The sequence below is a fragment of the Microcoleus sp. OTE_8_concoct_300 genome (assembly GCF_031383065.1).
In the GTDB taxonomy this organism is placed as follows: domain Bacteria; phylum Cyanobacteriota; class Cyanobacteriia; order Cyanobacteriales; family Microcoleaceae; genus Microcoleus.
In genome coordinates this window covers 1-23,597 of record NZ_JANMZH010000511.1, presented here as the reverse complement: position 1 = coordinate 23,597, position 23,597 = coordinate 1, and the positions used below count along the sequence as shown (strand labels likewise).

Here is a 23,597-nt window from a genome sequence, read left to right as displayed (position 1 = left end):
GGCGTCCCGCCCGTCCTTTTTGGACGGGCGGGACGCCCATCCCACAAACTTGTGGAAGTTATTTAATTCTCATTCCTAAGTAAGGTGGGCAAATGCCCACCCCACCAATAACCTACGCCCCGACAGATTCCTTCGCTGCGTAAAGCACCTCAACAGTAATCTTATCAATCCCCCGATCGCGCGCGAACTTCTCAGTATTCCGCTTCACCTTACCCCGCACAAAACCAGGGATTTTATTCAACTCAGCCTGTCCATCCTTCGTCCAACCCATATCAGAATCAGCCGAAATACCCTTGGTAATCACTTCCTTAGTATCGTGGCCGCCGAAGATTTCCAGCAAGTGGTCTTCCATTCCCAAAGTAAAGGAATTGTAGACCAAATCTACGCACTGATTCGTGCCTTCATAACCCAAAAATGGCTTGTAGCCGATCGGGAAATTTTGGACGTGAATCGGTGCAGCAATTACGCCGCAGGGAATATCCAACCGCTTACCTACGTGGCGTTCCATTTGCGTGCCGAAAATTGCCGAAGGTTCCGCTTTGGCGATCGCATCCCCAATCGCCCCGTGATCCTCCGTCACCAGCACTTCATCACAATACCCTTTTACCTCTTCCCGGAACCAATCAGCGTCGTGTTTGCAGTAGGTTCCAGCCCACACAACGTGGATTCCCATCTCGCGAGCCAAAATCTTCGTCATCGCCGCAGCGTGGGTATTATCGCCAAATACGACGGCTTTTTTGCCCGTTAAGTTTTGGCAGTCGATCGATCGCGAAAACCAAGCAGCCTGCGACACAAATCGAGTTTGTTGGTCAATAAAATTTTCGTAATCAACATCCGCACCTTGAGCATTCAACACTTGCTGAATTTTGCGGATACAGCGCGCAGTTTCCACCACACCCATCGGCGTAATATCCACCATCGGCGTGCCGAATTCTTTTTGCAAATACTCCCCGGCCATCATCCCCAATTCCCGATAAGGAACCAAGTTAAACCAAGCGCGGGGCAGTCTTTTTAAGTTATGAACCGAAGCACCTTCGGGAATAACTTCGTTGACTTCAATGCCCAAATCTGCCATCAAACGCTTCAACTCGGTGCAGTCGTGCTGGTTGTGGAAACCCAGGGTAGACATACCGATAATGTTGACAGATGGTTTTTCGCTTTTGGCTTCTACTAAATCGCCTTTTTTGCGGGCTTTGTTAATGTAAAATTGGACGATTTGATCCAAAGTGCGATCGGCTGCTTGCAGTTCGTTGACGCGGTAATGGTTCACATCCGCCAGCAATACATCGCCTTTAGCATCCAATTGAGCTCGTTCCACGAAGTTTTCCAAGTCTTCTTGCAGAATGCTGGAGGTGCAAGTCGGGGTGAGCACGATTAAATCTGGGTGTTCTTCTCTGTCTTTGCGGGTGATGTTGTCCACCACCCGTTCCTGCGAACCCCGCGCCAGTACGTGTCTGTCAACGACGCTGGTAGTTACCGGGGTGAAATCCCGTTCCCTCTCCAGCATGGAACGCATGACGTTAAAATAGTCGTCTCCAATCGGTGCGTGCATGATCGCATGGACGTTTTTGAAGGAAGTGGCTACGCGCAAAGTGCCGATGTGGGCTGGGCCTGCGTACATCCAATAAGCCAATTTCATAGGTATTTTTCCTGGTGCTGGTTGAGAATTGCCCGATCGGGCGATTACTGCTAAATTTTAAGGTTGTTTCTGATTTTCTCACCGGATGAATCCTTTAGAAATAGTAACTTTCTGAGGATTTACAGATTTCGGAAATGCTCTAACGCCTTTGCTGCTTGGGATTTGGCTCGTAATTCCAACAAATTGACCTGGCTTTTATGGCAATAATTCTTAATCTTTCCTAAAATTTTCTTCACAGCTAGGTAAATTCTCTCGCCCTAGGGTTCGCTGCGGCGAACCAGACAAGGTGCAATAATTCTACATTTTTTGTCAAATTTAGTGGACTCTAACAGTCAGTTAGACTTGTTAATCGATCGCCCCAACAGATATAATTGAGAGAAATTACGGGTCCAGAAGCAACACTGCACGATCGGCAAAACGCCATTACACCAGTTTAAAAAAAGAATGCAACTCTCTGCCCGCGAGCCCAACCCTGATAGTCATCAGTCATTCCCCATTCTTCAATTCTTTAATTTAAAATCTCAAATCTAAAATGGTATTACTTCCCTCAGCGCCTCGGCGGCGAATTGCAGTTAAAACTTCCACCGCTCAGTTTTTTTAGAATCAGCAATACGCGCCTTGTCACGGGAAAAAATAAATCTTGCAGCACTTACGTATTTTCACGTAATGTGGTGGCGATCGGCTAAAACCAAGCAATTCCTTGGAAACTGAAATAATTTATTTGTCCGGATGGCGATCGAGTGTCAGAGTAAAGTGTGGCACACATCCTGTATTTGCGCTCTTGTTAACCTACCTGCTAAGGTGACGAAAGCCCCAGCGCGCTTTTGTCAGCAACAGCTCTTTGCTGTCAAGACGTGCCTTCCCACACATCCCAAAAGATAGCTCTTGAGTGATAATGAAGAATAACATAGGATTTACGAAAAAAAACCCGGTTTATACGATAAAATCCTGGGTTCGTCAACGACTAGCAACGAAGAAACCGGGTTTCTAGCCCGCCGCGCGTAAGTCCTATAAAATTGACCCAGCACACCTAATTTGAGAGAACCCAACTATGATGGCAATTCCCGGCGTTGCAGTTCTCGCTCTCATTTATGAAAGCAGCACTTCCCTGGTTTACCGCGGCCACAACGAACAGGACAACCAACCTGTTATTATCAAACTTATCAAAGAAGACTATCCGACTCCTGAAGAACTGAATAGATACAAGCGCGAATATGAGATTACTGCCAACTTAAGCCTGCTGGACGGAGTTGTTAAAGTCTACAAGTTGCAGCAGGTGAGAAATAGTCTGGCAATGATATTAGAAGATTTTGGGGGCGAATCTTTAAAAATTTTTAGGGCTTCCCAAAAATTTACCACTTTAGGATTTCTGACGACTGCAATCAAAGTTGCTGAAACTTTGGGAGAAATTCACGGCAAAAATGTAATTCATAAAGATATAAACCCCTCTAATATAGTTTTTAATCCAGCTACAGGACAAGTTAAACTCATAGATTTTAGCATCTCAACTGCATCAAACGTGGAAAAGGTTCCGAATAAAAATCCTAATTTTTTAGAAGGCACTTTAGCCTATATGTCGCCGGAACAAACCGGCAGAATGAACCGAGTAATCGATTACCGCACCGACTTTTATTCCCTCGGCGTCACCTTCTATGAAATCCTGGCAGGACAGCTCCCTTTTCCCACTACAGATCCTATGGAGTTAGTTCACTGTCACATCGCCAAACAGCCAGTACCTCTCGCTGAAATTTCCCCAGAAATTCCTCAAGCTGTTTCAGATATTGTGATGAAATTGTTAGCAAAAACCGCTGAGGAGCGCTATCAAAGTGCTTGGGGACTAAAAGCAGATTTGGAATCCTGCCTGTTTCAGTTGCAAACATCTGGGGTTATTTCCGAGTTTCCTCTCGCCAGCCAAGATATTTCCGACAAATTTCAAATCCCTCAAAAACTTTACGGCAGACAGCGAGAAGTTGAAACTCTTTTAGCGGCATTTGAACGGGTAGCAGCAACAAATAATCGACCCTACCGCAGCGAACAGACCCAACTTTATGTGCTCAAGAAAGAGAGCAAATCGAGAAAAGAAAGTTCCCGGTCAGTGTTCGCCAGAGGACAGCATAAATCTCGCAGCGAGATGATGCTGATTGCTGGTTATTCCGGCATTGGCAAATCTGCAATGGTGAAGATTTTAGACAAACCTATTACCCGCAGGCGCGGCTATTTTATTTGGGGAAAATTTGACCAGTACAAGCGGACTATTCCTTACTCTGCCGTTGTCAGCGCTTTTTCGGAATTGGTGCGGCAACTGTTAACTGAAAGCGAGGCTCAACTAGCAGTTTGGCGCGAAAAACTCCGCAGTTCCTTCGGTCAAAACGGGCAAATTATTATTGATGTTATTCCCGAAGTTGAACTAATTGTCGGAGCTCAGTCTCCTGTAGCTGAATTGGGGCCGACGGAATGTCTAAACCGCTTTAATTTAGTCTTTCAAAATTTCATTCGCGTATTTTGCCAGCCCGAACATCCGCTGGTAATTTTTCTCGACGATTTGCAGTGGGCTGATTCTGCTACTCTCAAATTGATCGAATTGATGATGACAGATGAAGCTACGCAATATCTGTTTTTAATTGGCGCTTATCGGGATAATGAAGTTAGTCCCACTCATCCTTTAATGATGACTGTCGAGACGCTGCGAAATCAGGAAGCTATCATTAATGAGATTGCTTTGTCGCCGCTGGGGGTGGAAAACATAACTCATTTGATTGCCGAGACTTTGCACAGCGATCGAGAATCTGTCAAACCTTTAGCTGAACTGGTGGTCAGCAAAACAGACGGCAATCCTTTTTTTGTCAATCAATTCCTACAAACATTGTATCAGGAAAACTTGCTAGTTTTTCACCCGCCACAGTCCGGGAGCAAGGGCGGCTGGCATTGGGACATGGCTCAAATTGAGCAGTGCGCTATCACTGACAATGTAGTAGATTTGATGGTACAAAAATTGAGAAAGCTGCCAAGTTCAACGCAGCAAGTTTTGCGCTTGGTGGCTTGTTTGGGCAACGAATTTGACTTGAATACTCTTTCTTTAATTAATGAGAAAGAAGCGTCGGAAACTTTTTCTCACCTGTTGCCTGCGATCAAGTCTGGACTGATCCTACCCAGTTCGGAATTGGAAAGCAAGTCATTAGATTATGTGCTGTTTCCGCTATTAATTCTGAATTATAAATTTTTGCACGATCGGGTACAGCAAGCAGCTTACGCTCTGATCGACGACTCGCAAAAAAAGGCAGTTCACCTGAAAATAGGCAGGCAAATCCTAGAAAACACTCCGGCTGAATATCGCGCTGACAGAATCTTTGAATTAGTCGATCACTTGAATGTAGCTCGATCGCTAATTAAAGACGATCGAGAATTAATTGAACTAGCCACGCTGAATTTAGATGCGACTCGCCGAGCAAAAGACGCCACCGCTTATGTTTCAGCATTGCAGTATTTGACCGCAGGCATGGACGGTTTGACCGCCGATATTTGGGATTCCCACTACGACTTAGCCTTTGCCTTGCACATGGAACGGGCAAATGTTGAGTATTTAAACGGTTATTTCGATAACTCAGAAGAATTTATTAATATAACTTTGGAAAAAGCGCGATCGCCCTTAGAAAAGGTAGAAATTTATAACCTGCTGATCGTGCAGTACACCCTGCGGGCGAAGTACGAAGAAGCCGTTAAAGCCGGAATCAAAGCTTTGAACTTGCTCGGAATTGACTTGCCACTAGACGGGCTACAAAAAGTCATATCCGAAGAATTTGCAGCAGCCACAAATTTTTTAGCCGGTAGAGAAATAGCTTCCCTGATTGACGCCCCCGAAATGACTGTACCAGACAAAAAAGTGGCAGTCAAATTAATTACAAACTTGCTCACATCCGCGTACCTCAAAAATCCAGACTTGTGGAAAGTCAGCGTTTTAAAAGGAGTCAATCTTTCTCTCAAATACGGTTTAGTACCCGAAGCATCTCTTTGCTATGCTGGCTACGGTATGTTTTTAAACGCAGTTTCTGGAGATTACAAAGCTGCGTATCAATTCGGCTTGCTCTCGCTGAATCTCAGCGAAAAATCGGGCAATATCGGCTTGAAGTGCAGAGCTTGTTCATCTCTTGTCAGTATTTTTTATTACTGGTTCAACCCCATCAAAGATTCCCACGCAATCAGCAATGAAGGATATCAAGCAGCTTTAGAATCAGGAGATTTAGAGTATGCGGGTTATATCCTGTCCAACCGCATAGCTAACTCATTTTTTCAAGGTAAAGAAATCTCGCAAATTATGGCCGACACGAGCAGGTATTTGCAGTTCAGCCAAAAAACCAAAAATCAGCTCGTAACCGATACATTATTAGGGGTAGAGTTAATCCTGCGCAACTTGAGCAAACTCACTCTTGAAAAGTTTGTATTTGAAAGCGAAGATATCAGCGAAGCGGAATTCATCGACAACTGTAAAGCTCATCAAAATTTGTACTCGCTCTGCCTTTATCAGATTCGCAAATGCCAGGTAATGTACTGGTACGGCAACTTCAACGAAGCGCTACAACTAGCTTTGGAAGTAGAAAAACAGCTATCTTTTATTACCGGAGCGATACCCGCTACCGAATGGAATTTTTTCTTTTCTCTAGTTTTAGCCGCCGTTTTCCCAAATGTTTCAGAAGAGCAGCAAAAGCTCTACTGGGAAAAGTTAGAAGCAAACCAAAGACAGATGAAAATTTGGGCAGACAACTGTGCCGAAAATTTTCTGCACAAGTACCTTTTAGTACAAGCAGAAATAGCCAGAATTTCCAAGAAAGATTCAGAAGCTGTAGAACTGTACGATTTCTCTATAAATTTAGCCCAAGACAATGAGTTTGTCCAAAATGAAGCGCTGGCAAATGAACTAGCAGCTAAGTTTTGGTTGAGTAAGGGCAAGTATCAATATGCCAAAATCCACTTGCGCGAAGCTCACTCGTGCTACTTGCGCTGGGGTGCAGTCCGCAAAGTAGAAGATTTAGAACAGAAGTATCCGCAGTTGCGGGAAATGACGCCGATCCACGGAAGTTTTAACAACAATCAAACTACAACAACTATTCATACTTCTACGGGCAGCGATGCGAGAGTGCTGGATTTAGCAACGGTAATGAAAGCATCTCTGGCGATTTCTAGCGAAATTGTCCTCGATAAGTTGCTGGCTTCTTTGATGAGAATATCCTTGGAAAATGCGGGTGCTCAATTAGGTTTTCTGATCTTAGTCAGAGATGGTCAACTGTTGATTTTAGCTAAAGCGTCAGTATTTTCTGAAGATGTAGCCGTGCTGCAATTTACGCCTGTTGAAGGCTCTCAGGATTTACCTGTGACGGTGATTAATTATGTGGAAAGGACTCGCTCGGATTTGGTGTTGAGCAATGCGGCGGCTGAGGGACTATTTACAGCCGATCCTTACGTCGCCCAACATCAACTCCAATCTATTTTGTGTACTCCAATCATCAATCAAGGCAAACTAATCGGCATTCTTTATTTAGAAAACAATTTAACTGTCGGGGCATTTACTCCCCACAGATTGGAAGTTTTAAGGTTGCTTTCTTCCCAAGTTGCTATTTCTTTGGAAAATGCTCTGCTTTACAATTCGGTGGAACAGAAAGTGCAAGAGCGGACGCAGGAGTTAAATGAAAAGAACGAGCGTTTAGAACAAACTTTGCGCGAGCTGAAACTAACTCAAGCTCAATTAATCCAAACGGAAAAGATGTCTAGTTTGGGCCAAATGGTGGCTGGTGTAGCTCACGAAATTAATAATCCTGTAAGTTTCATCTACGGCAATCTCAATCCGGCTAGCGAATACGTTAAAGACTTGCTAAAATTGATTGAGCTTTACCAGGAGCACTATCCCGAACCTGCTGATGAAATCCTGGAGGAAATAGAAACAATAGAGCTGGAATTTTTGAGCGAAGATTTGCAAAAGCTGCTGGATTCTATGAAAGTAGGAGCGGAAAGAATCCGGGATATTGTGCTGAGCTTGCGGAATTTCTCGCGCCTCGATGAAGCACAAATGAAGTCGGTAGATATCCATCAAGGCATCGACAGTACGGTGATGTTGCTGCAACCGCGCCTGAGAAAAGAGGGCGGGCGTTTGGGAATTGAGGTGATAAAAAATTACAGCACGCTACCACTAATTACTTGTTATGCGTCTCAGTTGAATCAGGTATTTATGAATATTTTGACAAATGCGATCGATGCTCTCCTCGTAGCAAGAGATTGCCCGGAAAACTCTCAGGAACAGCCTACTATTACAATTTCTACAGAGGTGACAGACAGGAAGTCTGCCATAATTAGAATTGCCGACAACGGGCCGGGGATGAGAATTGAGGTGCTGCACAAGATTTTCGATCCGTTTTTTACAACTAAGCCGGTGGGTTCGGGAACTGGTTTGGGATTGTCTATTTCTCACTCGATTGTTGTCAGTTCTCACGGCGGAAAATTGACGTGCCTTTCTGCACCCGGAGAGGGGAGCGAGTTTATTATTGAAATTCCGATCGCCCCACGGCAAGTTTTGTAATCGGCGCCACTATCAACCAAAATTCCCAAATCAATTAGAGGTAGCAACCATTAACAATCCGGCCACGCATGGCGTTTACTAAACTTTGAATTCGCAATTCAAGCTCGGCGAAAACTCTGCAGCAAAGTCGCTCGGGTTTCGACAAAAGGGCGATCGCCCTTTTTCAGCCGCACTGAGCAGTTTTCATCACGGGTGGCAATGCTCCGGAAAAGCATAAAAAATGACATTTTTTGACTTAAACAAAGTTAAATATTGTGTGTATCAACATGATGGAAATGTATAGTATCTCCCACTAAAAGAAAAGTAATTTTAGAGCATGAACATAGGTCACTTCGGCAAAACTAAGGCGCTCCGATTGCAGCTCATACTGATCGTGCCATTTGTTTTGCAAATCTTTGGAGCGGTCGGTCTGGTGGGATATTTGTCGTTCAAAAATGGACAGAAAGCGGTAAACGACCTGGCGGATCGGTTGATGGATCGAACCAGCATTTCGGTGAATCAACATCTGGAGGCTTATTTATCTATTCCGCATCAAGTGAATCAGATTAATGCCGATGCGATTCGGATGGGATTGCTGGATGTGCGCGATCGCCAAACCCTCGCTAAGTATTTTTGGCACCAAATGCAGGCTTATGACCTGACTTACATCGGCATCGGACTGACGACTGGTTATGGGGCCGGAGCCGCACGCTACGACGGCAAAACGGTCACGATCGATGATTTGAGCCCCAAACCTCTAAACAATCTTCAAACCTACGCCACCGATGACCGCGGTAATCGTACTGGTATCGTTAGTGTCACTAATTGGGATATCTTTACTGAAGCCTGGTACACCGAACCCGTGAGAGCAGGTAAACCTATTTGGTCGCGGATCTATACCTGGAATAATCCCGGTCATCCTTATCTTGTTGCCTCGGCGGGTCGCCCCATCTATGACACAAATAATCGCTTCCTAGGAATGGTTGGAGCCGATATCCATCTGTTGAAACTGAGCGATTTCTTACGGAATATAGATGTCAGTAGCTCAGGGCAGGTTTTCATCATGGAACGAAATGGAATGTTGATTGCTAATTCTGCGAAAGAACAACCCTTTACCACCGTCAAAGACGAGATTCGGCGTTTGAAGGCGATCGACAGTGGCAATCCCATAGTGCAGGAAATTGCCAAACAAATCCAGCAACGCTTCAAAGGGTTTCAATCCATTTCTGGAAACACCCATCTCCGAGTTGATTTTCAGGGAGAACTCTACTATGTGCAAGTCACTCCCTGGCGCGACCAATATGGATTGGATTGGTTAGTGGTGGTGAGTGTGCCAGAAAGCGAGTTCATGGCACAGATTGATGACAACACTCGCACCACAATCTTGCTCTGCTTAGCAGCATTGGGGGTAGCTTGTGGGATGGGCGTTATCACCTCCGGCTGGATTGCGCGTCCGATTCTGCGACTGAATCGGGCGAGTGAGGCAATAACATCTGGCAACTTCGACCAAGCTGTAGAAGACAGCGGTATTCAAGAACTCAACGCCCTTGCCAACTCCTTTAACCACATGGCAAGACAACTGCGCGAATCGTTTACCGCCTTAGAAAAAAGTAATGCAGAATTAGAAGACCGGGTGGAATACCGCACTGGTGAACTCAAAAACGCCCTAAGTGAGTTGCAACGCACCCAATCACAGATAATTCAGAGCGAAAAAATGTCTAGTTTGGGGCAACTGGTTGCGGGAGTCGCCCACGAAATTAACAACCCGGTCAACTTCATTCACGGCAACCTCGTCCATACACAGGAATACGCCCAAGATTTGTTAGGGTTCGTGCAGCTTTATCAACAGCACTATCCTAACCCTGCTGACGAAATTCAAATCGCAGCCGAAGAAATCGACCTGGAGTTCTTGCAAGAAGACCTGCCAAAAATGCTGTCTTCGATGAAAATGGGTACTGATCGCATCCGCCAAATTGTCCTATCGCTACGAAACTTTTCGCGGATCGACGAAGCAGAGTTTAAGGCAGTCGATATTCATGAGGGTATTAACAGCACTCTACTGATTTTGCAACACCGCCTTAAAGATAGACCGGAACGACCGTCTATTGAGGTGATCCAAGACTACGGTTCTCTACCGCTGGTGGAATGCTACGCCGGACAACTCAATCAGGTGTTTATGAATATTCTCACCAATGCGATCGATGCTTTAGAAGATGGCAATCCTGGTCGAACGTTTCAGGATATCCAGGCAAATCCCAATCAAATTAAAATTATGACTTCGGTGGTTGATGGCCGCTGGGTGCAAATTGCGATCGCGGATAACGGGCCTGGTATGCCCCAAGACATTCAGCAACAGATATTCAATCCCTTCTTCACCACCAAACCGATTGGAAAAGGCACAGGGATGGGAATGTCTATCAGCTATCAAATTATCACGGAAAAACATAACGGTAAACTTGAGTGCTTCTCTACTCCTGGTGAGGGAACCGAGTTTGTGATTCAAATTCCCATGCGCTAACAAGCCAGCGAAGCTATCTAACGCCAAGTATCAGCCGTTATTAAACCATTTGACTAAATGCCAGTCACATATAGTCCTGGACGCAGAAACCGAGTTTTCTAACCCCCATACTTCGTTCAAACCTTGAAGAAGAGTTAAAAACTTGATTGCTGTCGCAGCGCGGAGCTTCCTGATATATAAACTCTTAATAACAAACGCACAGGCGGGACGCCCGTGCCACGAAAACAAACGCCTATATATCACAGTTAATCGACATCTAAATGCAGTTTGAGAGCAGCATTTACCAACTGCATGATTTCCTCACTCAAACTTCCCACTGCATCGCTGCTAATTCGCTGTTTAGAAATTGTCCGTACTTGCTGTGCTTGTACTTTAGAAGGTTTGGGCAAACCGCTATCCTCTGGATTTAGCAACACCTCGTGCATGGTAGACGCGGGTTACATTAGAGGTAATGGGTAGAATTGTAACTGTATTGGCCGCACGGTTATTAGCGTCATTGCTCACCACCAATACGGGACGGCGTTTATCTATCTCAGAACCAACCGTAGGACTTAGATTAGCGTAGTAAATTTCACCACGTTTCATCTGTCAATCCATCGGCAACTGTTAGCTCCCAAGCGGGGTCTGTTTCACTGGATGCTTGTCGGTAAGCAGATTCTAGTTCTTGATTCCGCAGCAATTCCAAAGCGACTTCTATTACTTGGGAGGGCGAGTTGCATCCTTTAGCAATTTTGTAGCTTTCAATAAACTCTAGTAGCGATTGTGATAGGGAAATTGATATTTTTTCAGCTTGCATTATCTTAGCAATTGGTGATTACAAAGATTTTTATTCAATTATAGCACAAGCAGTAAACTAGAGTAAATTCTACTATTTACAGGGCGATCGCTCTTTTTGAACCGATCTATTGCACAGGCGGGACGCCCGTGCCACGATGGAGGCGGATAGATGAAAGGGCGATCGCGATCGTCTGTGGGGTTGGTTGGCTGGTAACGTAGATCCAAAGGCACTGCTTCGCCTTAACTCTTTGACAAACTCTCTATTGTATCGTTTACTCAAACCTCAAGAGCGACAAAATATTCGTGTTATTTTGAAGTGAGATGAGGATTTTACAATCATGATTACCTGATTCAAAATTATAACAACGCTCTAAAATTCGCAGTTATAATACTCTTGATATTTGTGGCAACCGACTATGTTGAGCTGTTATATGGTGGCATAATTTGCTTAATTAAAGAAGACCAGCCTTTTTCTTGATTGAGACTAGCATAAACGGTGTCCTTCATCAAAATTTGGTGGGCTTCTTTGTAACGCCAAGAAGGAATTCCTGGGAACAAGTGGTGAACTAAGTGATACCCTTCCCAGTGCGTTCCCCAGAAAAAATTGGTTAGCCGACTGCACATTCGGTTGCGAGTCATATATATATCAATCTTGTGGGTTGTTTTCATTTCCGATCTCCATAAGCGGATAGTGTTCGGTAAGTTCAATGAAAGCGCCTATCCAATTGGCGGTAGTTACAAAGGGAATGATCCAGTAAAAGAGTACCAACTTACCCCAGCCAAGCCCAAGCAAAACATAAAGTAAAGAAATTAAATAGAAGATGCGAATTAACCTTTCTTGGTAAGTCTCTTGGCGATTCAATATCCGGTGCTGAAGTAGGTATCTGAGGTAACTAAGTGTAGTTACTGGGTGGAAAATCCTAATTAAATAGCAGCGAACATTGGCAGCAAACAGACCCTGGCCGTACAAACCATTTTCTTGCAAACCAATATAATCTGGGTCGAGATCAGGATATCCCAAATAATTGTGGTGTCTTTTGATGTGGGAAAAGTAGTAGCCTGTAAAACTTTGCAGTACAAGATATCCAGAGGGGAATGTTCCTAAGACAAAATTGAGAACTTTATTTTTTGCCAAAGTTTGGTGCGCCGACTGGTGGAGTAAATCGGCTAGGGCGCGCATCCTCGCACCGATGATTAAGATTGCACTAACGTAAACCACCACTCCTGCAAATAAGTGCCAATGGTTCAACGCTAACTCAGATATAAGCGTTACTGCTGCGATGATGCTCCAGTCCTCTAGAAGTTCGAGTAGTCCATGCCAGTTATCCAATTCAAAGCAAGACCGAAGCTCTTTCCTAATTTCTGGATTAAAGGGGTATCTTTCAAATCTTCCTCGCTTACCATCGGGGTAATCTTCTACTACTTCAAGACAAGCGCTTTGTATAGAAGTAGTCCACTCTATATTGCCTACTTCTTTATTTCGCTGTTCTATGTGTTCTGTGCGTTCGCGATCGTATCCTTTATATTCTTCAGGCATTGCAGTTACTCCTTTTGTATTGAATTGAGTGTGGGGAAGTTTTTACTTGAATTTCCTTCTCACATTCCTAATCTCTCACATACAAATTGGCTTGGCGGCTCTCTTAGGCTCACTAAATAGCTCACTAAATAGCTCACTAAATGGCTCACGGATTCTGTTACTGAACCAAAGTGAGCTAAAATCCGATGAGAACACCGTAGGGGTAATGGTGAAAAATGGTTGATTCTCTGAAGGCATCAGAACAGGGACTAAAAATCGTTGACGAAGCTAGACGCAAGAAAGGCTGGCAGAAAAATTCTTTAACATGGGCCACAGTTGCCGCGACCTCAACAGCCACACTGAAGAGGTTTTGGGGAAGAAAGTCTGCCATTGATCGGTATGCCTTTATTGCAATTTGTGAGGCTGTAGGTGTTAACTGGGAAAAGGTTGCTGAACCCACCGAAATTAAAGAAACAGATTTACCTGTGTTGTCCACTGCGATCGCACATCCCTCAGTGCAAAACCTGAATTTTGTGGGACGGGAAGGGGCGATCGCCCGCCTCAACACCCATATCAACCAAGGCGCAAAAATCATCGTCATCCAAGCTGCGGGCGGTGTGGGTAAAACGAAGTTGGCCGAGGAATACTTCAACTCTCAGGGTTTTGAGTTAGTGATACACCTCCCGATGGCCAAGGAAAAAGAGAACATCCAACTTGTAGAGAGTGTAATTGAAGGATGGCTGAAACAAGACTTTGACGAAGAACCAGGGCGAGAGTTTTGGGAAATGTTGCGGCGACTAAAACGGCAACTTCAAACTCGCAAAATAGGCGTGTTAATTGATAACTTAGAACCCGCACTAGATGGACAAGGCAGATTTATTGAACCCCATCGCCGCTATGTTGAATTGTTGCGAGTTTTGGCTGATGCAACTGTGCTGTCTGTGACACTGGTAACTAGCCGCGATCGCCTGTGCGAACCTGATGTAAATGTTGCTCACTATTCCTTGCCCGGATTGGATGAGCAAGCGTGGCAGCAATTTTTTATGAGTCGCCATATTAATATAGATATTCCCACACTGAACGCGATGAACAAAGCCTATGGAGGAAATGCGAAAGCAATGGATATCCTCTGCGGTGCAATTCAAGCAGATTTTGATGGAGATATGGTAGGTTATTGGCGCGAGAATAGTGGCGATCCGTTGGTTAAGACTGACTTAAAAAACTTAGTAACCAGTCAGTTTGAGCGCCTGCAAGAACTTAGCTCAGAAGCTTATCAACTCCTCTGCCGTTTGGGATGTTATCGCTATCAGGATGTGCTGACTGTCCCGACTGAGGGATTATTGTGTTTGTTGTGGGATGTGCCTGAAGGACAGCGCAGACGGGTGATTGAATCTTTGCGAAATCGCTCTTTGGTAGAGTTTAATGGAGGATATTGGTTACATCCGATGATTCGGGAAGAGGCGATCGCACGTTTGAGAGCAAGTGAAGATTGGGAAGAGGCGAATCGCAAAGCAGCAGAGTTTTGGACAAATAGTCTTAAGACGGTTGAAACTGTAGAAGATGCACTGACAGTTTTTGAGGCATATTATCAATATGTGGAAATTAAGGATTTCAATTTGGCTGGTTATGTCATTACGAAAACGAGAAGTAATAAATGGCAAAAAAATGAATGTTTGGGTATGTCATTCTATAGATTAGGTCGATTGCAACAAATGATTTCCGCAATTAACCAAATAATAAATAGCCAGATAGATAATAATTATAAAGGCAGAATTTATAATATATTAGGCGATCTTTATTGGTTAACGGGAAATATTCACTCTAGTATAGAGTCTCATCGAAAATCTGAACAAATTGCAGTTATAATTCAAGATATAGCCCTAGAAACAGTTTCTTATTTTAACAGAGGTCTTTGTTACATAGATTTATTGGACATACAACCAGCAGTAGAAATATTTGAAAAACTTATATGCCTTTCAGAAAGTACAGACTACAAAAAATACGCAGAACAATCATGGTATTGCTTAGCATTTTTAAAATCATTTTTGGGTTTTAGAAAAGAGGCATTTTACTTAGCAGAGAAGAGTCAAAATGCAATCATAAAGGATAAATGGAGTTCATGGGCTTTAGGGTATAGATTATTATTTTTAGGTCAAACATACAATAATTTAGAAGAGCATGAAAAGTCTTTTAATATGTATCACGCAGCGATAGCTTATGCTCAAGAAAGTCATTACACTCAAGTAAAAGCTAAAGCTTTAAGTGGTATGGCAGAGCTTTATCGAAAACAGGGAGAATTTGCAACAGCGCTTTCCCATCATTCAGAATCGATCGAATTGCTAGAGAAAATTGGCGCAAAATTCGATTTAGCTGAGGCTCATTATCAACGTGCTTTAACTTACCAAAAGATGGGTGATGCCGAGAAGAGTCAGACTGCGTTTCAAAAGGCGATTCGACTCTTCAATGAAATGGAAGCACCTAACCAAGTTGAGAAAGTGCGAAAAGCAATAGGTAAGAGCGACGAAGTTTAGTTTTGGATATATAAATCAATACGGTTCAGTTAAGCCCGATCCCCCCTAACCCCCCTTAAGAAGGGGGGGACAGGAATCTTCTCAAAGTCCCCCTTCTTAAGGGGGATTTAGGGGGATCGAGACTCAGGTAAAAAGGACATTTATCCAGGATTTTAGTCTTAAGTTGACACTAATGGGCAATGCCGTGTCCCTACTCCACTAAAGCTTGCCGCTGAGCCTCCAACAATTCCTGAATCCCAGTTTCTGCTACATCCAAAATTTGATTTAACTGACTCCGACTAAAACTTCCCTCTTCCGCAGTTCCCTGAATTTCGATGATATTCAAATCTCCATTCATTACCACATTACAATCAATTTCAGCCGCCACATCTTCAAGATAATTCAAATCTAAAAACGGCTCCCCTTCCAAAAGCCCCACAGACACGGCCGCCACTTGACGAATAATGGGCGATCGCACCAAATCACCTTTTTGTACCAACTTGTTCAAAGCGTCAGCCACAGCCACAAACCCGCCAGTAATTGAAGTCGTGCGAGTCCCAGCGTCCGCTTGCAAAACATCCGCATCCACAAGTATGGTGCGTTCTCCCAATAGTTGCATATCCAAGCACGATCGCAAACTGCGCCCAATCAACCGCTGAATCTCCTGAGTGCGTCCCGATAACTTCATAAATTCCCGTTCTTGTCGCTGCGGCGTAGATCCCGGCAACATTCGGTATTCCGCTGTCAGCCAACCTTGTCCGGTATTCTCCAGAAATCTAGGCACTCCCGGCTTAATTGTCACGCTGCAAAGTACCTGAGTATCGCCACTTTTCGCGAGTACGGAACCGCTAGCAAATTTCGTAAACTCTCGATCGAAACTAATCGGACGAAGTTGATTTGGTTGTCGGCCGTCGGGACGCTGGAAAGACATAAGCTAATTGGTAATTGGGCATGGGGCATGGGGCATGGGGCATTGGGGCACTTGTACGCTCGCATAGCCGAAGTATCGGGGATTGGTAATTCTGACTACTGACTACTGACTACTGACTACTGACTACTGACAATTTTTAGAATATCCTGCTGGACTTGTTCTGGGGATTGGTCGCCATTGACAGTTAACAGTTTGTTGCGGTAGTCGTAATACTCTAAAAGAGGAATAGTGCGTTCGTGGAACAAATCGAGCCGACGCTGTAAAATTTCAGGGTGGTCATCCGATCGATCGCGCTCGATCGATCGCCTCAGCAAAACCTCGATCGGCACTTTCAACAAAATCGCCCAATCTAGCTGCTGAGCCAAATCGTCCAGCAAAAAATCCAATTCCTCAGCTTGAAAAGCCGTTCGCGGATATCCCTCCAACACCCAGCCATTAATGACATCCCACAGCAGCAGCCGGCGGCGAAAGAATTCAATCATAGTTGCGTCGGGAACTAATTCCCCTCTTTCGACATAAGACACCGCCAGCTTGCCTAAATCTGTGTCTTCTGCAATCGCCTCCCGTAGAATGTCCCCCACAGCCAGCAAAGGAAGGCTCAAATTGCTGCACAGTAGTTCAGCCTGAGTTCCCTTTCCCGCTCCTGGCCCTCCCAGAATCACCAATCTCACAGTCCCTGCTCCTAGTGCCGCGACATTCAAATTCTACGCGATGTGTACCTTTTCTTCACAGCCCTCGACTTCCCAAGACTCTCATCGCCTGGCTTTTTCACCCTCTAACTATCTAACTGGGGCGATCCCCGCCGTATTTTGGTAAAAAAAACCGGTTTCTGCCTAAGTGCTTGCTTGAGTTCAAACATCGAACAAACGACTGGGAATGCCACTGCCGCGAGCTTTTGACAACTTGTATATCTAGCGTTCGATCGGATGTGCACCCGGCCCAGTACACTATATATTGTCAAGCAGGCTTCAGCCGCGCCAAGGTCGGAGCTGCACTCAAGACTTAGTTGCTGATTAAATATTGCCCTATGGTTGCACAGTTACAAACCCCTAAACTCAATTTAACCCACAGCTTGCCCTACACAGTTCAAGGGCTGGTGCAAGTTTTTACAGGCCCGCACCGCTGCTTTTTTACCAGTGTCATGGCTCAGGCCCTCAGAATTGCAGGACAGGGATCTCCGGTGCTGGCGGTGCAGTTCCTCAAAGGGGGAATAAATCAAGGGCATCAGCATCCGCTGCGGTTGGGGCAAAATTTAGATTGGGTGCGCTGCGATTTGCCCCGCTGCATTGACAAAGCCGATTTAGATGAGCTTGAGACGCAATCGATCGAACAATTGTGGCAGTATGTTCAAAATGCGGTGCGCGAAGGCCGTTATGCCCTAGTTATTCTCGATGAATTGAGTTTAGCGGTTAATTTGGGCTTGATTCCCGAAGCCGAAGTGGTGGCATTGATTGACAACAAGCCGCATCATTTGGATATGATTTTTACCGGGCCATCCATGCCCCAAAGAATTTTGGATGTTGCCGACCAAATTACTGAAATTCGCCGCAGTTAAAGACAATCATTCAAATTGCGATCGCCATTTTAGCGGTCGCATTTTTTATGTAAAAAAATTTTATGTAAAAAAAGAGGCGATCGCTTAGCTCACAGAGCGATCGCAGGCCGATCAATTTACCAGCGATATTACGCTTGAACTACCGGATCGAACACAACAGTCAATCGATCCGCCGGAACCATCCGCTTGAGAATTTTCAAGTGACCGTCTGCATCAGACCAACTGCGAAACTCACCCACAATCACCTTTTCCACATTTGGGAGCGAGCGAACTACAGTCCACGGCTTGAGACGTTTTTCTTGCAACATAATAGATATATCTCCTTGGTAAATTGGAGCAAAAGCCAGTCCCGATGCTTTTCCACGGACCAGGACTGGCCTGCGACTTTGTACACTTGCCCTTCTCTAAAACATATCACAAAAAAATGGTTTGCGATTATATCTTATTTTCCTAGTTTTTTGTACATTATTTATATATAACATATCGCTGACGATCGCCAACCTCTAATAAGCTCCTACCCATCTAAAGCGTCTGTAGGTAATACAATTTTAGATTTGAGATTAAATAATTGAAGAATGGGGAATGACTTATTCTGTATGGGTTTCGAGCGCGCCTACAGTTGCATTCTTTTTTTAAACTGGTATATAGCAATCCTCGCATCATTTGTGAATTTCTTACTCCCTCCCCAAGGCATCGGGGAGGGTTGGGGTGGGGTAAAAAATTATAGCAATCCTCGGATCATTTGTGAATTTCTTACTCCCGAGCGAGCGGGTTCGGGGAGGGTTGGGGTGGGGTAAAAAATTTACGACTCCTGCAAGGATTGCTATAAGTCCGGGGGAGAGGGGAAGAAATGGAGAGGGGGAGAGAATTTGACGCTTTTGACCCCGCCCAAAAACCGATACTTGCCAACAACAGGAGTCGTGGAGAGGCAAAAATTTTAGACTCTTGTTCCAGGTTCCAGATTCATCTGTCGAGTAAATCTAAAATCCTTCGACGGCGAGGGCGACTCGACGGCGAAACCTCGTGCTACTCGACGGGGAGCGCTCACGCCGTCGAGTCCGAGCGTCTCAAATCTCAAATCTCAAATCTCAAATCGACTGACCCCTTGATTGAAATATGCAATTCCAAGGCGTCACAGCTTTTTGAGAAGAGAAAGGAAGTGAACTACCAGACGCTGACCGATACGGCCCTACAGCGCTGGCTTCCTGATTCAATGGGGATAGCGTCCAACAAAACCGAAGTTTTACGCTTGGCGACTTACATCCCCTCCACAGGCATTCGCGCTAGTTCCTAACGCCAGAATCCGCAAGGCTTCATTTCTAATATTGATAGCTGCATTTACATCACGATCGTGGTGAGTACCACAATGCTTACAAGTCCATGCCCTTACATCAAGTGTCAGATTATCGACTCGATTTAAGCAGACATGGCAAGTCTTTGAGCTAGGGAAAAATCGATCGATCTCGACATAAGTCTTTCCTTCGCTCTGGGCCTTGTATTTAAGCATTGTACAGAACATACCCCAGCCTACATCGCTAATCGCTTTGGCTAAATTATGGTTTCTTACCATGCCCTTGATGCTGAGATTTTCTACTGCAATAACTTGGTTTTCGTTTACTATCTTGCGGGATAGCTTGTGCAGAAAATCTTCGCGACATTGGGCAATTTTGGAGTGAACTTTTGCTACTGCCAATCTTGCCTTTTTACGGTTTTGGCTACCTTTCTTTTTGCGAGAAAGTTTTTGCTGTTTGTGCTTTAGGTTGCGTTGCCACTTTACAAAATAGCGAGGATTATCGAACTTTAAGCCATCGCCGGTAATCGCAAAGTGAGTCAATCCAACATCAATACCAACAGCTTTACTAACTGCTACTGATTCAGGATTAGCTTTGCCATCGTCAACGAGGACAGATACAAAGTATTTACCATCAGGATTACGAGATACAGTAACAGTTTTGATAGCACCATCAAAGCTTTTATGCATCCGACAATGCACTAATCCAATATACCGGTAGATTGATGTAGTCACCATCAAACTTGACGTTCTGAGGATAGCTAATTGACTGCCTACCATGCTTGGATTTGAATTTAGGCAACATTGCCCTCTTATCAAAAAAGTTTTTGTAGGCGGTTGATAGATTTAGTGCTACTACTTGCAGACATTGAGAATATGGATCTTTCAACCATTCATATTCTTTTTTGAGTGCAGGAAGCAAACCCTGTATATATCCTCTTGACAATCCCTTACCAGTATTTTTGTAGGTTTCTTGACATAGGTTTAAGGCATAATTCCAGAACCATCTCACACAGCAGAACGACTTTGCAAGCAAGGCTTCTTGCTCACTTGTGGGGTAAATCCTGTATTTATATGCTTTATACATTTATCAAGAATATAGAATACTGATAATATTATTATAGCATATATAGCGATCGTAAATCATTCATAAATTAATCAAGAGAGCGATCGAGCAGCAGTTCCATTGAGTGTTGGTTCAAAAATACCAAATTTGTGTAACTTGGGAAAGTCAAAGCTTTGTTCCTGTATGGTAAAATTAAATAACCATTTAACCAAACGTGAGTTCGGGTTAAGCAGAACAGAGCAAGTTGTTATCCATGGCGATTCCTGGCTTTGTAGGTTGATGGCAATAAGCAATCAACCCGAGCGAGAATATTGACAAAGCAGTTAACGGGGGAACGATGTCGGGAATGCTCAATCTGAGAAATATTCTTTAACTGGTCAATAACAGTCTCAACAACAGCACGTTTTCGTAACAGCAGACGATCACTCAAAGACATCAAACGTTGTTTCATATTGCGTTTGAGTTTAGTAATCACTTGCACACCGACGCTTGCCATCAATTCCTCAAACATTTTTTTGGAGATGTAACCCTTGTGGGCAAACACTTTGCCAAACAGATGTTGCAACAAGTCAGGCACAGGTTTTCGATCGTCTACATTACCAGGCGTAACTTGAAAGTTAAGTAACTCGCCTTTATCGTTGATGACTAGATGTAACTTTAAACCAAAGAACCAATCGACGCTCGGTTTTCCCGCGAGCAGCGATATCTTTAAACACTTTGTGCTGGCTGATCCTGCGGTTATGACAGACTTTCAGACAAGTGGAATCCATGAAACTAATTCCTGTGCAAGCACCAAAGCAAGAACCCAGATACGCGCATAGGGGGACGAGTGTATCCGGGACCCATTCAATGAAGCGATTATAACTAACCAACTTGGGAAAATGGCTCTGCCATTGGGTTTGGACTCGTTCAAGGTAATAACTTTTGAAATTCCGGTAATACGATTGGTGAAACCCTATCAGAATAGTCATAATTTTACTCAAGCATAAGCTGCGCTTGCGTTTGGACACTTGCAAATCATGAGCTATCAGTTGACTTTGCCATTGATGTTCAAAAACTTGGCAGAAGTCATCGACAGAGCAAAATAGTTCTTCTACACTAAGCATAAGGCAATCCAGGTTACTTGGTTGGTTGGTTGGTACCTCTAGGCTACCTGTTTTGCCCCTTTTTTGGTTTTTCCTTATCCCGAACTCACGTTTATTAACCCAAATAGAAGATCATTATAACTTCACAGGGTATTATACCGAATCAGTTCATGTTGACCGTATTTATCGGACGAGAAAAAACCGCGTATGTGGGTTTTATTCTTTGGAAGTCCCTAATATTTCGCCAACGGTATCCGTATCTCGGCTCAATACCATCGCCCCTCAATTTCCTATCATCAAAGCGATCGCCCTTCCAACACAAAAGCGATCGCACTTGATTTAAGTTAGGCGATCACACTTTGGTAAATTTACCAACAATCAGTAAGTCACCAGGAACGTAGGCAGCACTGAAATTGATGTAATTATTTGATGGGAACAATAGGTTTTTCAGAGCAAACACTGAAATTGGCTGAAACGATACATTAAGCTGATTCTTAATCTGCTCGGGTACTTGCGACTGAATCTGCTGGTTCACTTGCGCTTGCAAATCGTCAGAACTGCTTGGACCGCCGCCCGACATATGCCCAGTAATTGTCACAGCCTGATTGTTAATGTTAATATTGACAGTCTGCTCCCTGCCAGAGCCGCCAACATCGAGAGGTAGGTTGGCAAGAACACCGACCGATACATCCGTGGACATCTTTGATTCAGAGCATGTTGTTGATGAACCAAAGATAGAATAAGTTGTGTGGCAATGTTTCTGAATAAAATTCAACGAGTTTTTCTGACTTCCACTCAGTTTCATGTTGCCAAGATTTGTTGCCTCCATTGTCATGTCTGCGAGAGACCATGTAACAGTGTTTCCACCTGGAATGTAGTAGGTAGTAGTATCTGTCCACGTGCTACCATCCTGACCACCACTGCTTGAGCTATTCAATGGTGTGAGATCTACGGTTCCAGAGACATTAGCCTGTGTGAATTTAGCAGTCCATGCCTCTTTGTCATTTCCGGGGTTAACCCCCTCCATCTTCCAGGCGTTTTTGTTGAGACTCTCAGAAAGCACAGAGCTGAAAAACAATCCTGACCGCACCATTAGGCTGCACTCTTCTCCCAGCGGGATTGGGTCGGGGGTGTTGTTGAGAAAGGTCTGGCTGTAATCAAGCAAGTTGCGATCGCCTGTCTGAATAAAAAGCTGCAACATTTCTTTGCCAGAAGGCGTTTTCAAAGGCTTGAAATAGAAACCCTTTGGCTTGAGATCGTTCAGATGCGGCACTTGAGTGAGATCGAGCTGATTGATGACAAAGACCACCGGATTGTTAACAAAATACGCCTTCAGCGCCAGGTTGAATCCAACCTTCTCGTCATCACTGAGATCGATATTGCTGATATCAAATGTGCCAATCTGCATATCGAGTTGGACTTTCAGCACATTATGACTTCCGCTATCGGTTTGAACCGTTCCTTGAATCATGCCGATCTTAACCTTGGCAGTCAGCTTCTCGCCGCCAATTGTTTTAGGCGGGTCGCATTTAGGTTGATCCGTTCCCGTCTGTATGCAGCTTTGAATACTACTATCAGGCAATATCTCCATCTCCAATCGAGCTTGATCGTTGTTATTGGTGTAAAAGCTCAGATTTGGATAGCCATATTCGATATGGTATTTTTTGATTGCCCAGACCTCTTCAACAACTTCGTACTTTGTCTGAGTATCAATGACATTCTTATAAGTCGTGCTGGTTTTCAGTTCCTCATATTGCTCCCGCAGAGACTTGTTGATCTGCTCCAAAGACATATTGAAAACAACGTCCCAATTGTTGGTGCAAGCCCCCTGGACATACATTTGGGATACTAGATCGGAAACATAAGGTTGTGCAGATATTGCGCGAAATGAAACAGCAGATCCAACTTCTGCCCTATACAGCCTGTTCATCCTGGCAAGCTGTCTCGCTGGTTCATCCACAATTCGCGCTTTCAGCACAAAAGACAACCGGATCGTCAGGTCGAAACTCTTGAAAATGATGCGCTTAAGTAGTTAAGCAAAATTAATTACACAAACAAACATTATGATACAATAAGACTATTGAGTTGTGCGGAGAGATATTGTGTATGTTTTTACTTAGAGATGTTAATCCACTTTCATTTAAATTACTAATCCGAATTTATCG

15 protein-coding genes and 2 pseudogenes are annotated in these 23,597 nt (G+C 44.2%); 4 read left to right on the top strand and 13 right to left on the bottom strand.

Annotation, left to right across the window (positions count from 1 at the left end; genetic code table 11):
* Positions 1–112 precede the first annotated feature (112 nt).
* Entirely contained in the window at positions 113–1,639 is a 1,527-nt protein-coding gene (gene bchB / locus ACUVJL_RS23685; protein WP_445248078.1) for a ferredoxin:protochlorophyllide reductase (ATP-dependent) subunit B, read from the bottom strand.
* 1,051 nt (positions 1,640–2,690) lie between these two features.
* Between bchB and ACUVJL_RS23680 the strand changes: the two genes are divergently transcribed.
* Entirely contained in the window at positions 2,691–8,204 is a 5,514-nt protein-coding gene (locus tag ACUVJL_RS23680) for a trifunctional serine/threonine-protein kinase/ATP-binding protein/sensor histidine kinase (protein WP_445248077.1), read from the top strand.
* 316 nt (positions 8,205–8,520) lie between these two features.
* Entirely contained in the window at positions 8,521–10,701 is a 2,181-nt protein-coding gene (locus ACUVJL_RS23675) for a sensor histidine kinase (protein ID WP_445248076.1), read from the top strand.
* A 245-nt stretch (positions 10,702–10,946) separates the two neighbouring features.
* Here ACUVJL_RS23675 and ACUVJL_RS23670 read toward each other — a convergent pair whose 3' ends face one another.
* From ACUVJL_RS23670 to ACUVJL_RS23645, 6 genes are all read right to left on the bottom strand, one after another.
* A complete protein-coding gene (locus ACUVJL_RS23670; RefSeq protein ID WP_445248075.1) occupies positions 10,947–11,126 on the bottom strand; it encodes a type II toxin-antitoxin system PemK/MazF family toxin in 180 nt (59 codons plus the stop codon).
* Positions 11,095–11,286: a type II toxin-antitoxin system PemK/MazF family toxin gene (locus ACUVJL_RS23665; RefSeq protein ID WP_445248074.1), complete on the bottom strand. Its 192-nt coding sequence runs from the start codon at positions 11,284–11,286 to the stop codon at positions 11,095–11,097. Before ACUVJL_RS23665 ends, ACUVJL_RS23670 begins: the two co-directional genes overlap by 32 nt.
* On the bottom strand, positions 11,273–11,497 hold the full coding sequence (locus ACUVJL_RS23660) for a CopG family transcriptional regulator (protein WP_445248073.1): 225 nt from the start codon (positions 11,495–11,497) through the stop codon (positions 11,273–11,275). The genes ACUVJL_RS23665 and ACUVJL_RS23660 overlap by 14 nt, the downstream gene beginning before the upstream one ends.
* Positions 11,498–11,535: 38 nt before the next feature.
* Positions 11,536–11,703 carry a hypothetical protein gene (locus ACUVJL_RS23655; RefSeq protein ID WP_445248072.1) on the bottom strand — a complete coding sequence of 56 codons (168 nt, stop codon included), beginning with the start codon at positions 11,701–11,703 and terminating at the stop codon, positions 11,536–11,538.
* Positions 11,704–11,892: 189 nt separating this feature from the next.
* Positions 11,893–12,147, bottom strand: coding sequence for a fatty acid desaturase (locus ACUVJL_RS23650; protein WP_445248071.1), 255 nt, complete (start codon positions 12,145–12,147; stop codon positions 11,893–11,895).
* Positions 12,125–13,015 (bottom strand): fatty acid desaturase family protein, encoded by an 891-nt coding sequence (locus ACUVJL_RS23645; RefSeq protein ID WP_445248070.1) that lies wholly within the window; start codon positions 13,013–13,015, stop codon positions 12,125–12,127. Before ACUVJL_RS23645 ends, ACUVJL_RS23650 begins: the two co-directional genes overlap by 23 nt.
* Positions 13,016–13,230: 215 nt before the next feature.
* Between ACUVJL_RS23645 and ACUVJL_RS23640 the strand changes: the two genes are divergently transcribed.
* Positions 13,231–15,525 carry a tetratricopeptide repeat protein gene (locus ACUVJL_RS23640; protein ID WP_445248069.1) on the top strand — a complete coding sequence of 765 codons (2,295 nt, stop codon included), beginning with the start codon at positions 13,231–13,233 and terminating at the stop codon, positions 15,523–15,525.
* A gap of 190 nt (positions 15,526–15,715) precedes the next feature.
* Here ACUVJL_RS23640 and rph read toward each other — a convergent pair whose 3' ends face one another.
* Together rph and ACUVJL_RS23630 are read right to left on the bottom strand one after the other, a co-directional pair.
* Positions 15,716–16,435, bottom strand: coding sequence for a ribonuclease PH (gene rph, locus ACUVJL_RS23635; RefSeq protein WP_445248068.1), 720 nt, complete (start codon positions 16,433–16,435; stop codon positions 15,716–15,718).
* 116 nt (positions 16,436–16,551) lie between these two features.
* Positions 16,552–17,106 carry an adenylate kinase family protein gene (locus ACUVJL_RS23630; RefSeq protein ID WP_445248067.1) on the bottom strand — a complete coding sequence of 185 codons (555 nt, stop codon included), beginning with the start codon at positions 17,104–17,106 and terminating at the stop codon, positions 16,552–16,554.
* Between the two features lie 356 nt (positions 17,107–17,462).
* Between ACUVJL_RS23630 and ACUVJL_RS23625 the strand changes: the two genes are divergently transcribed.
* A complete protein-coding gene (locus ACUVJL_RS23625) occupies positions 17,463–17,990 on the top strand; it encodes a P-loop NTPase family protein (protein ID WP_445248066.1) in 528 nt (175 codons plus the stop codon).
* 128 nt (positions 17,991–18,118) lie between these two features.
* Here ACUVJL_RS23625 and ACUVJL_RS23620 read toward each other — a convergent pair whose 3' ends face one another.
* The 4 genes and pseudogenes from ACUVJL_RS23620 to ACUVJL_RS23605 all read right to left on the bottom strand — a co-directional run bounded on the left by ACUVJL_RS23620 (position 18,119) and on the right by ACUVJL_RS23605 (position 23,392).
* Positions 18,119–18,298 carry a hypothetical protein gene (locus ACUVJL_RS23620; protein WP_445248065.1) on the bottom strand — a complete coding sequence of 60 codons (180 nt, stop codon included), beginning with the start codon at positions 18,296–18,298 and terminating at the stop codon, positions 18,119–18,121.
* 856 nt (positions 18,299–19,154) lie between these two features.
* Positions 19,155–20,368 (bottom strand): annotated as a pseudogene (locus tag ACUVJL_RS23615) (RNA-guided endonuclease InsQ/TnpB family protein).
* Positions 20,369–20,572: 204 nt separating this feature from the next.
* Positions 20,573–21,453: pseudogene (locus ACUVJL_RS23610) on the bottom strand (IS982 family transposase).
* Between the two features lie 331 nt (positions 21,454–21,784).
* Entirely contained in the window at positions 21,785–23,392 is a 1,608-nt protein-coding gene (locus ACUVJL_RS23605) for a hypothetical protein (protein ID WP_445248064.1), read from the bottom strand.
* Positions 23,393–23,597 lie beyond the last annotated feature (205 nt).

Bases quoted from the DNA above. Each gene is read 5' to 3' on its own strand.
- bchB (WP_445248078.1), bottom strand. From the start codon at position 1,639: ATGAAATTGGCTTATTGGATGTACGCAGGCCCAGCCCACATCGGCACT.
- ACUVJL_RS23680 (WP_445248077.1), top strand. From the start codon at position 2,691: ATGATGGCAATTCCCGGCGTTGCAGTTCTCGCTCTCATTTATGAAAGC.
- ACUVJL_RS23675 (WP_445248076.1), top strand. From the start codon at position 8,521: ATGAACATAGGTCACTTCGGCAAAACTAAGGCGCTCCGATTGCAGCTC.
- ACUVJL_RS23670 (WP_445248075.1), bottom strand. From the start codon at position 11,126: ATGCACGAGGTGTTGCTAAATCCAGAGGATAGCGGTTTGCCCAAACCT.
- ACUVJL_RS23665 (WP_445248074.1), bottom strand. From the start codon at position 11,286: ATGAAACGTGGTGAAATTTACTACGCTAATCTAAGTCCTACGGTTGGT.
- ACUVJL_RS23660 (WP_445248073.1), bottom strand. From the start codon at position 11,497: ATGCAAGCTGAAAAAATATCAATTTCCCTATCACAATCGCTACTAGAG.
- ACUVJL_RS23650 (WP_445248071.1), bottom strand. From the start codon at position 12,147: ATGAAAACAACCCACAAGATTGATATATATATGACTCGCAACCGAATG.
- ACUVJL_RS23645 (WP_445248070.1), bottom strand. From the start codon at position 13,015: ATGCCTGAAGAATATAAAGGATACGATCGCGAACGCACAGAACACATA.
- ACUVJL_RS23640 (WP_445248069.1), top strand. From the start codon at position 13,231: ATGGTTGATTCTCTGAAGGCATCAGAACAGGGACTAAAAATCGTTGAC.
- rph (WP_445248068.1), bottom strand. From the start codon at position 16,435: ATGTCTTTCCAGCGTCCCGACGGCCGACAACCAAATCAACTTCGTCCG.
- ACUVJL_RS23625 (WP_445248066.1), top strand. From the start codon at position 17,463: ATGGTTGCACAGTTACAAACCCCTAAACTCAATTTAACCCACAGCTTG.
- ACUVJL_RS23620 (WP_445248065.1), bottom strand. From the start codon at position 18,298: ATGTTGCAAGAAAAACGTCTCAAGCCGTGGACTGTAGTTCGCTCGCTC.